17 protein-coding genes are annotated in these 12951 nt (G+C 31.5%); 2 read left to right on the forward strand and 15 right to left on the reverse strand.

Features of this window, described 5'->3' with window-relative positions; all coding sequences use genetic code 11:
• Nucleotides 1–10: 10 nt before the first annotated feature.
• The 15 genes from HMPREF3058_RS01060 to HMPREF3058_RS01130 all read right to left on the reverse strand — a co-directional run bounded on the left by HMPREF3058_RS01060 (nucleotide 11) and on the right by HMPREF3058_RS01130 (nucleotide 11101).
• Nucleotides 11–1084 (reverse strand): undecaprenyldiphospho-muramoylpentapeptide beta-N-acetylglucosaminyltransferase, encoded by a 1074-nt coding sequence (locus HMPREF3058_RS01060; protein ID WP_002490994.1) that lies wholly within the window; start codon nucleotides 1082–1084, stop codon nucleotides 11–13.
• A 17-nt stretch (nucleotides 1085–1101) separates the two neighbouring features.
• Nucleotides 1102–1605, reverse strand: a complete 504-nt coding sequence (locus HMPREF3058_RS01065; RefSeq protein ID WP_002446437.1) for a GNAT family N-acetyltransferase — start codon at nucleotides 1603–1605, stop codon at nucleotides 1102–1104.
• Between the two features lie 334 nt (nucleotides 1606–1939).
• Nucleotides 1940–3415 carry a S41 family peptidase gene (locus tag HMPREF3058_RS01070; RefSeq protein ID WP_002490979.1) on the reverse strand — a complete coding sequence of 492 codons (1476 nt, stop codon included), beginning with the start codon at nucleotides 3413–3415 and terminating at the stop codon, nucleotides 1940–1942.
• A 344-nt stretch (nucleotides 3416–3759) separates the two neighbouring features.
• Nucleotides 3760–3984 carry a YozE family protein gene (locus tag HMPREF3058_RS01075; RefSeq protein ID WP_001831241.1) on the reverse strand — a complete coding sequence of 75 codons (225 nt, stop codon included), beginning with the start codon at nucleotides 3982–3984 and terminating at the stop codon, nucleotides 3760–3762.
• Complete coding sequence (locus HMPREF3058_RS01080; protein WP_002490987.1) at nucleotides 3984–4484, reverse strand: PTS sugar transporter subunit IIA; 501 nt, start codon at nucleotides 4482–4484, stop codon at nucleotides 3984–3986. Before HMPREF3058_RS01080 ends, HMPREF3058_RS01075 begins: the two co-directional genes overlap by 1 nt.
• Before the next feature lie 12 nt (nucleotides 4485–4496).
• Nucleotides 4497–4925 carry a peptide-methionine (R)-S-oxide reductase MsrB gene (gene msrB / locus HMPREF3058_RS01085; RefSeq protein WP_002446440.1) on the reverse strand — a complete coding sequence of 143 codons (429 nt, stop codon included), beginning with the start codon at nucleotides 4923–4925 and terminating at the stop codon, nucleotides 4497–4499.
• Complete coding sequence (msrA, locus tag HMPREF3058_RS01090; protein ID WP_002490983.1) at nucleotides 4918–5445, reverse strand: peptide-methionine (S)-S-oxide reductase MsrA; 528 nt, start codon at nucleotides 5443–5445, stop codon at nucleotides 4918–4920. Before msrA ends, msrB begins: the two co-directional genes overlap by 8 nt.
• A gap of 102 nt (nucleotides 5446–5547) precedes the next feature.
• On the reverse strand, nucleotides 5548–6396 hold the full coding sequence (gene fakB2 / locus HMPREF3058_RS01095) for a fatty acid kinase binding subunit FakB2 (RefSeq protein WP_070731045.1): 849 nt from the start codon (nucleotides 6394–6396) through the stop codon (nucleotides 5548–5550).
• A gap of 9 nt (nucleotides 6397–6405) precedes the next feature.
• Nucleotides 6406–6891, reverse strand: a complete 486-nt coding sequence (dfrC, locus tag HMPREF3058_RS01100) for a trimethoprim-sensitive dihydrofolate reductase DfrC (RefSeq protein WP_002490971.1) — start codon at nucleotides 6889–6891, stop codon at nucleotides 6406–6408.
• Between the two features lie 40 nt (nucleotides 6892–6931).
• Entirely contained in the window at nucleotides 6932–7888 is a 957-nt protein-coding gene (locus HMPREF3058_RS01105) for a thymidylate synthase (RefSeq protein ID WP_002502095.1), read from the reverse strand.
• Between the two features lie 320 nt (nucleotides 7889–8208).
• On the reverse strand, nucleotides 8209–8871 hold the full coding sequence (locus HMPREF3058_RS01110; RefSeq protein ID WP_002457669.1) for an ABC transporter ATP-binding protein: 663 nt from the start codon (nucleotides 8869–8871) through the stop codon (nucleotides 8209–8211).
• Between the two features lie 15 nt (nucleotides 8872–8886).
• Nucleotides 8887–9936, reverse strand: a complete 1050-nt coding sequence (locus tag HMPREF3058_RS01115; protein ID WP_002490974.1) for an ABC transporter permease — start codon at nucleotides 9934–9936, stop codon at nucleotides 8887–8889.
• Between the two features lie 209 nt (nucleotides 9937–10145).
• Nucleotides 10146–10583: a bacilliredoxin BrxA gene (gene brxA / locus HMPREF3058_RS01120; RefSeq protein ID WP_002499426.1), complete on the reverse strand. Its 438-nt coding sequence runs from the start codon at nucleotides 10581–10583 to the stop codon at nucleotides 10146–10148.
• A 51-nt stretch (nucleotides 10584–10634) separates the two neighbouring features.
• Nucleotides 10635–10895 carry a NifU N-terminal domain-containing protein gene (locus HMPREF3058_RS01125; RefSeq protein WP_001831110.1) on the reverse strand — a complete coding sequence of 87 codons (261 nt, stop codon included), beginning with the start codon at nucleotides 10893–10895 and terminating at the stop codon, nucleotides 10635–10637.
• Nucleotides 10896–10906: 11 nt separating this feature from the next.
• Entirely contained in the window at nucleotides 10907–11101 is a 195-nt protein-coding gene (locus tag HMPREF3058_RS01130) for a zinc-finger domain-containing protein (RefSeq protein WP_002446447.1), read from the reverse strand.
• Between the two features lie 251 nt (nucleotides 11102–11352).
• Between HMPREF3058_RS01130 and HMPREF3058_RS01135 the strand changes: the two genes are divergently transcribed.
• Together HMPREF3058_RS01135 and HMPREF3058_RS01140 are read left to right on the forward strand one after the other, a co-directional pair.
• Nucleotides 11353–12057, forward strand: a complete 705-nt coding sequence (locus HMPREF3058_RS01135) for a queuosine precursor transporter (RefSeq protein ID WP_002446448.1) — start codon at nucleotides 11353–11355, stop codon at nucleotides 12055–12057.
• A 326-nt stretch (nucleotides 12058–12383) separates the two neighbouring features.
• Complete coding sequence (locus HMPREF3058_RS01140; RefSeq protein WP_002490944.1) at nucleotides 12384–12779, forward strand: ribonuclease HI family protein; 396 nt, start codon at nucleotides 12384–12386, stop codon at nucleotides 12777–12779.
• Nucleotides 12780–12951: the final 172 nt, after the last annotated feature.

The raw sequence follows: 12951 nt of genomic DNA on the forward strand, positions 1-12951 counted from the left end.
TAGGTGCCCCCTACTTGTTTAATGCATCATGAATAATTTTATCAAATAAATCTTCTTTCGTGTAACTCTCTTGATATGTTTCCATTTGTTTAATAATAGATTCACGATGTAATTCAATATCATTTAATTCTTGCAATAAGTTAACTTCTGTAAGTTGATCTTCAGGAATATGACGACCATAACCCTTAGATTCAAAGTTTTTAGCATTATCAATTTGATCTCCTCTTGATTGATCAAGTCCTAAGGGGATGAGTAGCATCGGTATTCGCAGCGTTAAAAATTCATAAATTGCGTTAGAACCTGCGCGACTTATAACAGTATCAGTGATTGCTAATAAGTCAGTTAAGTCGTCTTTAACAAATTCAAATTGAACATAACCTTTTTTATTAATTGAGTCATCAACAAGTCCTTTTCCAGTTAAGTGTATAATTTGATAATCATGGAGAAGTGCCTCAATATTATGACGAATGATATTATTAAGTTTTTTACTACCTAAACTTCCACCCATGACCAATAACACTTTTTTGTTTTTATCAAAATCAGTGAGTTGATAACCTCTTTCTTTATTCCCTTGTTTTAAGTCCTCACGTACAGTAGCTCCAACAAAATCAGCTTTATCTTTTGGAAGATATGCAAGTGTATCTTCAAAGGTTGTGTATATTTTCTTAGCAAATTTTAAAGAAATTTTATTAGCTAATCCAGGAGTTAAATCTGATTCGTGTATGATAGTTGGAATTTTTAAAGAACGTGCGGCTATAACTACCGGAACACTAACAAAACCACCTTTTGAAAAGAGTAAGTCTGGTTTTTGTTTTTTAAGTATTTTACGTGCATCTAAAATTCCTTTCAAAACTTTAAAGACATCTTTTGCATTTTCAAAGGATAGATAACGACGTAATTTACCGCTTGATATTGGATAGTATTGAATATTAGGAAGTTGTGACTCTATCATTTCTCTTTCAATACCATGTTTTGAACCAATATAAAATGCTTCGTGTCCTTTTTCAATCGAAGTAGGAATTAAACTTAAATTCACTGAAACATGTCCTACTGTTCCTCCACCTGTATATGCAATTTTTGTCATAATTACAACCTCTATTCTTATATGTTTTTATAATAAGCATAAAAAGGTGCCCCTCTATCAAAAGGATGATAATCTATCTCTATCTCATCAACTTTAGTAAAACCAAACTTTTCAAATAATCCTTGAGCAGGTTTATTGAGGGCAAATGTATCCGTTAAAATGACATGAATATCATGTTCATTTGCTAAGTCCATGGCAAATTGGAAAAGTTCAGTCGCAGCACCTTTATATTGTTTTGATCCAGCTAATCTGTGAATAACGTATGCTCCATTTCGATTAACAGGCCAATCAATGTCATCATACCACTCCGATTGGTTTTGGTCGATAACAATAAAACCATAAATTGTATGATCAACGTCTAAAACGTATAGTGTTTTATTTTCGATGTCTTCTTCAAAATGCTCTTTCGCGGGATATTCATCATCCCATTGGTTGTTGTTGAATTCTTCCATAATCTGTTTAGCCTCTTTGACTAATTGAGTAATACTAAGTAAATCATCTTTAGTTGCTAATCTAATCATCTTACTAAAACACCTCTTTTTTTAAATTTTAACGAGTGGTAACAATAAATTTAAATCATATTGATACTTTCAAGACTCAATCAATTAACGAAAATCTGAAAATGTTAAGAAATGATTGGGACCATACCTTAATAGGAATAACTTTTATAAAAGTTGTATTTCCAACTAATCAGAATTATCAGATATGATTAAGAGCCTGTACATATACTATATGTCTCAGGCTCTTAATTCAAACGTGAATGGTTATTAAATTTAAGAAATCCAACTCTTTAAGAATGATATTACACTTAAAGAGTTGAATGCGTTCTTTTCGTTTAATGGTTTTCTCGCAAGTTTATTTTAGTTTGTTTAGTAAATCGTTTAAAACAGTATCTTTTTTATTCGCTTTTTCAACAAGTTTTTCAGTAAATTTATCATTTGTTTTTTTATCAAAATTGCCATTAACTTTTAAATTATTGTCTTGTTGAAATGTTTTAATAGCGGATTCTAATTGTTCGTCAAATATGTTTGTTTCATTATCAATTTGATAACCTAAAGCTTTTAGACCTATTTTCATCGTTTTAACATTTTTATCTTTTTCACCCTGATGATAAGTTCTGTTATCTGGAATGACATTGAGTGATTGGTATTTTGGTGTCGAGATACTAACATCTGGTCTAATTCCTTTACCATGTATATAATGGCCATCTGGCGTTAGCCATTTCATTTCTGTATATTTAATTAATGAACCATCACTGAATTCACGAGTGGTCTGAACAATACCCTTACCAAATGTTTTAGAACCATAAACTTTAGCTTTATGATAGTCTTTCATAGCACCTGTAAACACTTCTGAAGCACTAGCTGATCCCTCATTAACTAAGATGGATACTTTCATATCTTTTGCTTGTTTTAGTGCTTGATTAGAAGTTTTTAATTCTTCCTTATCCTTACCTTTTTCCAATTGAACGACTGTATTTCCCTTATCAATAAAGACGTTTGCCATCTTGACTGCTTCATCTAATAAACCACCCGGATTATTTCTCAAATCTAAAATGATATGACGGACGCCTTGCTTATGCGCTTTGATGATTGCAGATTTGAGTTCACCAGAAGTATTGCTCTGGAATTTATTGATTGTTAGAACGCCTACATTGTCCTTTTTCTCATACTCTACACTTTTAACGTGAATGGTATCACGTTTAATCTTAATATCTTTTTCTTGCGAACCACGTTTTATAGTTAAAGTAACATATGTTCCTTTTTTACCTCTGACCATTTTAACAACTTGATCAAGTGGTTTACCGACTACCGAATGATGATTTACTTGTGTGACGATATCTTTAGGTTGAATACCAGCTTTTTCTGCTGGTGAATCCTTCATTGGACTAGTAACACTTATCTGTTCATTTTTCTTTTGCATTTCGGCACCTATGCCAACGAAATCACCTGATACACCTTCATTAAATTGTTTTGTTTCTTCAGCAGTCATATATTCTGAATATGGATCTTTCAGTTCTTTAACCATACCATTTATGGCAGATTGAGCTAATTTATCAGAACTTTGCTTTTTGTAATAATCTTTATTAAGTGTTTGATAGACATATTCAATTTTTTTTAAATTTGCACGTTGTTCTTTATTTAAACCACTTTTTTGATGGCTAATTAAAATAGTTGATACTACAGTTATGATAGATGTTAAAAGAATAATGCCCAAAATAATGAGTATGAAATGCCATAATTTAATTTTTATTTGCTTGCTATTTTTAGACGGTGTTGACTTTGTATTATCATCTTGATATGTTGCATGATTTTTTTGATGATCATTCATGGTATCACATCCTTATACGTTCATATTGAGTTATACAAAATATAAATTCATGGTTATATTTATACTTAATCATTAACAAGTTATTGAGGAATTTTCATCTTGTATGTATTCGAATATTTTTAATTATGATGTATGTAAGTAAAAATCACATGAGGCTTGAGTAGTACATGCTAAAAATTACTATATTAAACGTATGTTTCATTGAGAAAACAGTGTAATTATTCTGTGTACGTCAAACAAAAGTTATAACTAAAAAAGTGTAGAGTTTGAATCCCTTTACATTAAAACACCTGAGACAATGAGTCGTGTCCCAGGCTCTATCAATATTTATTAATGAAAAGAATTTAAAACTTCAACCATTCCGTATAGTCATCATACAAGTCATCAAATACAGACATTGGTAGGGTGAATTCGCTATGTGTCTCAATATATTCAGATAATGTATTAAAATCATCTTCGTGTTTTGGAAAGGCAAGGTCTTCAAAAATTTGCTCAGCAAAAACCCCTTTATCATCTTTTCTTCCACGCACGGTCATAATAAATTGATAAAATGAATAATTCTTAACCATTAGTTTACTGTCACATCAATAACTTGTGTTTCCCCTTTAACTACTGCTTGTACGTCTTCAATATGAATTGATTCAGTTTGATCAGAGTTTGTAATAATAATAGGGGAAATAATAGATTTTGCATTATTATTAATATATTCTAAGTCAAAACGTATAAGAGGATCACCTATTTTAATGTCATCCCCACTTTCAACAAGTACTTCAAACCCCTTGCCATCCAATTGAACGGTATCTAATCCGATATGAACTAATAACTCTAATCCATTTTCGGCTTTTAACCCTACAGCATGTTTTGTTGGAAAAACATTATCGACTTTGCCTTCAATCGGTGAAACAACCTCACCCTCTGTAGGATTAATACCAAAGCCTTCTCCCATCATTTTTTGCGCAAAGACTGGATCAGGAATATCTTCAATCTTGACATACTCACCTGTCAAAGGTGCGTAGATTTTAATGTTTTTGTCAATTTCTTTACCTTTTCCAAATAACTTTTTAAACATGTAAATGCACTCCTATTTTTTGAAATGTTTAATTAAATCTCCATATCCTAACTCTTCTAGTTTATCATAAGGTATAAACTGAATCGCAGCAGAGTTAATACAGTATCTTAATCCACCTTTTTCTTTAGGTCCGTCATTAAAAACATGTCCCAAGTGGCTATTCGCTTTTTCTGATCGAACTTCAGTTCTAATCATACCAAATGATTTATCAACAAGTTCTACGATTTCATCATCATTTAATGCTTTGGAGAAACTTGGCCAACCGCAATTAGATTCAAATTTATCCTCTGAAGTAAATAATGGTTTGCCTGACAATTTATCAACGTAAATTCCTTTTTCAAAGTGATTCCAATACTCGTTTTGAAAAGGAGGTTCAGTACCATTTTCTTGAGTGACTAGATACTCTATGTCATTCAGTTCATCTTTGTTTTTTTTAATCATTTTGAGACCCCCAGTGTGATTCAATAAATGCTTTTCTACCAGATCCACGTTGGTATTGTTCATAATGCGTAGGATTCTTTTTGTAGTAATCTTGATGATATTCTTCTGCAGGATAGAAATTTTTATATGGTTTAATCGGTGTGATAACCGGTTTTTTAAAGATACCCTCTTCGTCAATTTGTTGTTTCTTCAACTCGGCAGCTTTGCGTTGATTCTCATCATGATAAAAAATGACAGGTTGATAGCTTTCCCCCCTATCAAAGAACTGCCCTCCGCCATCAGTCGGGTCAAATGTTTTAAAATATACGTCTAAGATATTTTCAAATGTTGTAATATCAGGATCATATTCAATCTGTACTGCTTCCACATGCCCTGTTTGATTTGTGCATACCTGTTCGTATGTTGGATTTTCTACATGTCCTCCACTATATCCGGAAACGACTGATTTTATTCCAGGATATGAGGTGAAGGGTTTAACCATGCACCAAAAACAACCTCCAGCTAGTGTCGCATATGCCATGTTATATTCCCTCCTTAAGTTATCTGTTTGTTTAAATTTACGCTATATTGTCGGGAATTTAAAGTATTTAACTCAGAATCTTATATGTGATTTTGTGACAACTTAGTTCAACGTATCTCTTAATACCACAAGTCCAATTGCACCTTGTCCAGTGTGCGTCGAAATCACTGGAGTTGTTACATTAATATCAAATTGGTTAAAATCAAATGATTCTGTAAATGATTTTTTGATTTTATCAACGAAATCTTTAACGTTGGCGTGAGCAATCCCTATTGATTTAATTTTGTGATCTTTAACAAAATCTGTAATTTCTTTTTTTAAATATTGGACACTAGAGTTTTGAGTTCTGGTATTATGCACTAGTTCAAGTTGACCATCTCTTAAAGTTCCGATTGGCTTAATTTTCATAATGTTTCCAATTAAACCTTTTGTTTTACTTATCCTTCCACCTTTAATGAGTTGATTAAGCTGACCGATAACCACAAACAGTTGCAAGTTATCACGTAATTGTGTCATTTCTTCCACTATTTTTTCTGTTGATGTACCTTGACTTATTAATTCAACAATTTGCTTAATTTGATAGCCTAACCCAAACGAAATAGATTTAGAATCAATCACTGTAATATTACCATCTACCATATGACTCGCTTGAACAGCAGTATTATAAGTACCACTTAAACCTGACGAAAGATGAATACTTATAATTTCAACGTCATCTTGAGCTAATTGCTCATATGTTTCAATAAATCGACCAATAGATGGTTGACTTGTTTTGACGTCTGCATCATTTTCAATATAATCGATATACTCACTTGAAGAGATATCAACTTGACCAGTGTAAGATTTTCCGTCGATTGTCAGGCTTAATGGTATAACATGAATGTTATGTTGTTCTAAATATTCATGTGATAAATCAGAGGTTGAATCTGTGACGATAATTTGTTTAGCCATAATTGCCTCCTATTCCCCTTTTCTACGCACTAAATGTAAGAATGTATGCGGTATAGTATTTTTTTCATCTAGTTGACCTTCCACTGAAGATTCGACCTCCCAGTTTTCAAATGTGTACGGTGGAAAGAAAGTGTCTCCTTGAAACTTCCCATCTATTACTGTGATATACATATCATCTACCTGGTCAATCATTGCTTCGAATAACGTTTGTCCTCCAAATATAAAAACATGACCAGATAACTCTTTAATTTCATCAAGAGAGTTTATTACATCTACCCCTTCATGGTGAAATGAAGCTTGGTTAGTGAGTACGACGTTACGTCTATTTGGCAGTGGTTTCTCGATAGAATTAAAAGTTTTTCGTCCCATTACAAGTGTATTTCCAGTGGTCAGTTGTTTAACATGCTTTAAATCATTTGGTAAATGCCATGGTAATTGATTTTGGTACCCAATGACTCTTTGTTTATCGTGAGCGACAATTATCGATAATGTCATGGTATACCTCCTTTCTGTATGCGAAATATTAATGCATTTTTTATACCGCAATAGGTGCTTTAATAGCAGGGTGTGATTCATAATTTATCAATTCTAAATCTTCATAATTAATATCAAAAATTGATTTATTTGTATTAATTTTTAATTGAGGTGGTCGATAACTTTCTCTTGATAATTGTGTATGTATTGCATCCATATGATTGGAATAAATATGTGCATCTCCAAACGTATGAATGAATTCACCCACTTCAAGTCCACATTCTTTTGCAACAAGATGTGTCAATAAAGCATAACTTGCAATATTGAAGGGAACACCTAAAAATATATCAGCACTTCTTTGATATAATTGACAATTTAATTTACCCTCTTGTACATAAAATTGAAACATTGTGTGGCAAGGTGGTAATGCCATTGAATCGATTTCAGTAGGATTCCATGCTGAAACAATGTGTCGTCGAGAGTTTGGATTGTTTTTAATTTGTTGTATAACTGATTTTAATTGATCATAATGATTACCATTTTTATCCTCCCAATCTCTCCATTGTTTACCATAAACATTCCCTAGGTTGCCATATTTTTTAGCAAATGCATCATCGTTTAATATACGTTCTTTAAATTTTTTCATTTCTTCTTTATACTGCTCGTTAAATTCAGGGTCTTGCTGAGAACGATGCCCAAAATCTGTCATGTCTGGTCCATGATAATCATTAGACTGAACATAATTTTCAAAAGCCCATTCATTCCATATATTATTATTATATTTAAGAAGGTATTGAATATTTGTATCTCCTTTAATAAACCATAATAATTCAGTTGCTACTAATTTAAAAGAAACCTTTTTGGTTGTAAGTAAAGGAAACCCTTTGGTTAAATCGAAACGCAATTGATGCCCAAATTTGGAAATTGTCCCTGTATGTGTGCGATCATCGCGTCTATTCCCTATTTCTAATATCTCTTCGCATAAGCCATGATAAGCTTCGTCGAATGGATTATACATGCGTACAACTCCTTATAAAAATATGTATTATATTAATGAACATTATACTAGAAAAGATGTATCGATAGAAGAGAGAGGGTTTTGAGTTTATAAAATTTTAAACCTTTTATGTAAAATATCTCATATAAAACAAGTTAATAAATAGGAATGTGTTGAATTGGTTGTTCGATCTTGACAATATGAATTTGAGTTGTGAAATTTTCTTACATAAGATTTTTTAAAGACTCAATGGACTGTTTTTTATAAAAAAACCGAGTCACAACAAATGTTGACTCGGGAATTTCAAATATGAAATGCAAGTAATTGTGAATATTTTATTTCTATTGGAGTGAAAGAAGTCCATCCTCCATGAAATATGTTTTATCACAAAAATGAGTTAAACGTTCATCATGAGTAACAATCACACATGTTTTATTTCTTTCTTTCGTTTGTTCTTGAAGTATTTTCATTACAGCCATTGCATTATTCGTATCTAGTGAAGCGGTAGGTTCATCTGCTAGTATGATTGATGGATTTGTGTAGATAGCTTTAGCTATTGCCACACGCTGTTTTTGACCACCGGATATTTGATTTGGTAATTGATTGGTAATATCCGATAAATTTAGCTGTTTAACCAACTTTTGATATCCATCTTCACTTAATGTATCTTTTTTATATTTGCCAAGAAGTTTGAATTGTTGTTCGATTGTTAAAAAAGGCACGAGATTCGTCGATTGTAATATAAAACCTATTTCGTTAATCCTTATTTTTGATAACTGCTTTTCAGATAATATTGATATATTTTTGTTATTGATGTAAATATTTCCTGAAGTAGGTCGTTGTAAGGCGCCAGCCATAGTTAAAAATGTACTTTTCCCTGAACCTGAGGGTCCCACAATAGCAATCAGTTCACCCTGAATTATTTTTAAATCGGTAGGTTTTACTGCCTGAATTATTTGATTGCCGTCTCTGAAAGATTTGCTCACTTGTTTGAACTCTAACATGTTTATGATTCCTTTCTATCCAATTGCTTTAAGTGGATTTATTTTTATTATAGACAGAACAGAAAATAGACTGCCTAATAAAGAAATAATGATAAGAACAATTCCATATATCAACATCGTTAATAAATTAAAATGAATTGGAACAACACTAGGCAAAAATGTACCTGTTAATAGTGTTAAGAGAAATCCAATGATTGTTCCAATTAAAGATAATATGAAAGTTTGAGCAAAAACCATTTTTGCTAAATAGCCGTTAGTAAAACCTTGTGCTTTAAGTACACCAAATAAGTGTGTTTTTTGGAGCGTTATAACATATAAGAATACGCCAATAACTGTTGCTGAAATTATAAATAAAAAAACGATCATAAAGTTCAAAGTTAAATTTTGAGCTTTATAGCCAGGAAGATTTTTAATAAACTGCGAGATTGAAATACTTTCTAAATCTTTGTTAAGTTTATGATTTTTCCAATTTGAGTCTTTGACTACTATGGCATTTGTTTTATCTTTTGATAATTTGGGATTAAGTTTCTCAATGGTTTTATTATTAGAGAATAGCACGGGTGAAGCATTATATTTAGCACTTTCTACAATACCTACCACTTCTAGCTTTTCATCTGATTGGGATAAAGATAAGATGTCACCTATTTTGAACCCCTTATCAGCTAATGTTTGATCAATGACTACTTCATTTGAGCTCTCAAGTTGATGACCTTTAATTATAGGAGGGATTAAAAATGATTTGTGTGTAACGCCAAAAAGTAACGCGTTTTCTTCCTGATGATGGTTTGAGATAATGACCCCTTGTTGTTTTAATGTGGTTGATTGTTCATAAGTTTTTTGGACTTTGGATATATTGAATAAGGATTGCTCTACAGTTTGATTAGCATCTTTTTTTAATATGATAGCGTCTGCATTCCACTTTTCTATACCTTCAGTATTCATTTTAATAAGGCCGTTTGCAAGTCCAGACAGTAGGAATAATAAATAACTTATAAGTACTAATATGCCAATGACTAAACTGAATTTAATTTTATTTCTTTTTATTTCATTCCAAGCTAAAAACATGAATGGTGCACCTCAATTTTTTACATAATCGTTGGTAGAGAAAGTAATCAAATAGAATGAGTTAAAGAACAATTACATTTAATATATAAGTATGATTGTAATTGAAAAAAATAGGACAGGATTCATGTTGAATCGACTGTCCCACTCTAGTGAATGATATTAGTTTTAGTGATTCTTTGACATAGCTATTTTATTAGACAATATTAAGTTTATTGACAATTATCGTCAAAAGCATCTTTTAAATCCATAGCTATATCATTGATGTCGCGTCCTTCAATATGTTCTCGAGGTATAAAATGAACTAAATGTTGACCTTTAAATAATGCGTATGAGGGACTTGAAGGAACTTGTTGGATGTAATCTCTCATTGTTTGTGTTGCTTCTTTATCTTGACCAGCAAATACGGTTACTTTATGATCTGGTTTTACTTCATTTTGTTCTGCAACTGCAACAGCTGCTGGACGCGCTAATCCTGCAGCGCAACCGCATGTTGAGTTGATTACAACAAATGTTGTATCATCATTATCTATATTTTGCATATACTGATTGACATCATCACTCGTTTCAAGACTTGTGAATCCATTGTCTGTTAATTCAGATCTCATTTGTTGTGCAAGTTCTTTCATATAAGCTTCGTACCCATTCATCATAAAATGCTCCTCTACTATAAATTGTTTCTAATTGTTCTATATAGAAAATTAATTGCTTTTAGCGAACGTGTTTTCTATTTGTGGTAATAATTCATTCCAGTTAGCGTTATCTTCTTTATCAATTGATATAAAATCCAAAACATAAAATATTGATTTAACACCTTCTATTTCAAATAATCGGTTAATAAATTCAGGTTGACCTTCTTGAGCGGCAGTATATGTTGTAGATGAGTTATCTTGACGTGGTTCACTCAAAGAAACTTTCATTGTATTATGATTAGGTGTTTCTGAAATTGCTATAATCTCCATGTGACATCCTCCTATTGTAACTCATTACCAATTTGTTTAATTTGTTTACCGACCGTGCATTCATTTATACAAAAATGATGTGCTTGTGTTTTACCGTGAGTTTTTCTATTGTGCTTTTTTAATGGACATTGGTGACAATAAATATTCATCAATTGGTCGATGTGTTGAATTGCTTGTTGTTCTGTATAAGTGAGTATAGCTTCCACTTCCCTTAGCTATAGACTATTTATAATATATACTCATTTCACATGTTTGTATTATAGCATTTATAAGTTGGGAATTTGAAATAATCAATTTTAGTTTTGAGAAAATTGATAACTTAGATGTTGGTTTAAGTTAATATTTATTTACTCTTCTTTTTTAGCATTGCATTAAAGATAAATTTTAAGTAAACTAGTATAGTTAATTTTGGCGGTTTCTAAACACCCGCTTTAACAAAATTTAGGAGGAAAATGATATGTATAATGAAATATTTGGTATTGCGTCATTTATTGTTACATTCGCTTTAATGGTACTGATGTATCGTTGCTTTGGTAAACAAGGACTAATTGCTTGGGTAGCAATAGGAACGATTATCGCTAATATACAAGTCATAAAAGCAGTTCATATTTTTGGTATTACGGCTACACTTGGAAATGTCATGTTTGCTTCTATATATTTAGCTACTGATATATTAAATGACATCTATGGTCGTAAAGTTGCTAAAAGAGCAGTGTGGCTTGGTTTCTCTTCAACCTTAGTAATGATTATAGTCATGCAAATGTCATTGCATTTTATTCCTGCTCCAGTAGACAATGCGCAAAACTCATTAAAAATGATTTTTGATTTAGTGCCTAGAATTGCTATAGGTTCCATTATTGCTTATATCATAGGCCAACATATTGATGTATTTATATTCAGTATGATTAAAAAGATATTTAGCTCTGATAAAACCTTTATTATTAGAGCATATGGTAGTACCATTTTAAGTTCTATCATTGATACCGGTTTATTTGTTTCAATTGCTTTTATTGGTACTATGCCAGGTACTGCTGTTTTTGAAATATTTATTACAACTTACCTGTTAAAATTAGTGTCAACAATTTTTAATGTACCATTTGGATATATTGCTAAGTCACTATATCGAAAAGGAAAGATAGAACAATTAGATAATGGGTATTAATATTTATTGTATTCGATATGTAGATAAACAAAAAAACGAAACAGAATTCCTTGTGCTGAACTAGCTTCGAAATTCAATTTGATTTGTCCGTAGAAATTCCAAGTGAAATTTTCAATGATAGGACGTACGACCAAAGTTAAATAAATCTTAATATAAGGGCTCAATATAGACATCAATGCCCTATTTGTTAGCAGAACCTGTAGTATATATGTTATCTTAGGTTCTGTTTGTTTTTGATTTAATTTTTAGCGTTTCGTCTTTTTAGTTTGATACAATAGAATAGATACATTTTAGCGAGTAGACAATTCTGAAGAGGAGTAAAAGTAATGACTAAAATACATTTTGATGCTGCGACTAAAGGAAATCCCGGCCGAAGTGCTTGTGCGATTATTATAAAAGAAAATTCACAAAGATATACATTTACCCATGATTTAGGTGAAATGGATAATCATAGTGCAGAATGGGCAGCAATGTTGCACGCTTTGGAACACGCACGCGAATTAAAAGTATCTAACGCGTTACTTTATACTGATTCAAAATTAATTGAAGATAGTATGCTACAAGGTAAAGTTAAAAATGCTAAGTTTAAAGTTTATTTTGAAAACATAGAAATCTTAGAGCAAAGTTTTGATTTGATGTTTGTGAAATGGATTCCACGAAAACAAAATAAAGAAGCGAATCAACTTGCTCAACAAACACTATACAAACTTACATCACAATAATCTAAAGTGTTAATATGATATATTACGTATTTAATTGTTTGTTCAACCTCACCAATAAGATTTCGGCTTTGAAAAGCTTATTATAATACGTTCGTACTCAATAATCGATGATTAACACAAAAACAAGCCCGAGGCATTAAGTCCCGGGCTTGTTCTGTGTTAAAGATATATT

Source organism: Staphylococcus sp. HMSC068G11 (assembly GCF_001815825.1).
GTDB lineage: Bacteria > Bacillota > Bacilli > Staphylococcales > Staphylococcaceae > Staphylococcus > Staphylococcus epidermidis.

Excerpts from the sequence above, each read along its gene's own strand:
- HMPREF3058_RS01060 (WP_002490994.1), bottom strand. The coding sequence starts at position 1,084 with ATGACAAAAATTGCATATACAGGTGGAGGAACAGTAGGACATGTTTCA.
- msrA (WP_002490983.1), bottom strand. The coding sequence starts at position 5,445 with ATGGCATATGCGACACTAGCTGGAGGTTGTTTTTGGTGCATGGTTAAA.
- HMPREF3058_RS01110 (WP_002457669.1), bottom strand. The coding sequence starts at position 8,871 with ATGTTAGAGTTCAAACAAGTGAGCAAATCTTTCAGAGACGGCAATCAA.
- HMPREF3058_RS01115 (WP_002490974.1), bottom strand. The coding sequence starts at position 9,936 with ATGTTTTTAGCTTGGAATGAAATAAAAAGAAATAAAATTAAATTCAGT.
- HMPREF3058_RS01140 (WP_002490944.1), top strand. The coding sequence starts at position 12,384 with ATGACTAAAATACATTTTGATGCTGCGACTAAAGGAAATCCCGGCCGA.
- HMPREF3058_RS01125 (WP_001831110.1), bottom strand. The coding sequence starts at position 10,895 with ATGGAGATTATAGCAATTTCAGAAACACCTAATCATAATACAATGAAA.
- HMPREF3058_RS01065 (WP_002446437.1), bottom strand. The coding sequence starts at position 1,605 with ATGATTAGATTAGCAACTAAAGATGATTTACTTAGTATTACTCAATTA.
- HMPREF3058_RS01080 (WP_002490987.1), bottom strand. The coding sequence starts at position 4,484 with ATGTTTAAAAAGTTATTTGGAAAAGGTAAAGAAATTGACAAAAACATT.
- dfrC (WP_002490971.1), bottom strand. The coding sequence starts at position 6,891 with ATGACATTATCGATAATTGTCGCTCACGATAAACAAAGAGTCATTGGG.
- fakB2 (WP_070731045.1), bottom strand. The coding sequence starts at position 6,396 with ATGGCTAAACAAATTATCGTCACAGATTCAACCTCTGATTTATCACAT.
- HMPREF3058_RS01075 (WP_001831241.1), bottom strand. The coding sequence starts at position 3,984 with ATGGTTAAGAATTATTCATTTTATCAATTTATTATGACCGTGCGTGGA.
- HMPREF3058_RS01070 (WP_002490979.1), bottom strand. The coding sequence starts at position 3,415 with ATGAATGATCATCAAAAAAATCATGCAACATATCAAGATGATAATACA.
- HMPREF3058_RS01105 (WP_002502095.1), bottom strand. The coding sequence starts at position 7,888 with ATGTATAATCCATTCGACGAAGCTTATCATGGCTTATGCGAAGAGATA.
- HMPREF3058_RS01135 (WP_002446448.1), top strand. The coding sequence starts at position 11,353 with ATGTATAATGAAATATTTGGTATTGCGTCATTTATTGTTACATTCGCT.
- msrB (WP_002446440.1), bottom strand. The coding sequence starts at position 4,925 with ATGATTAAAAAAAACAAAGATGAACTGAATGACATAGAGTATCTAGTC.
- brxA (WP_002499426.1), bottom strand. The coding sequence starts at position 10,583 with ATGAATGGGTACGAAGCTTATATGAAAGAACTTGCACAACAAATGAGA.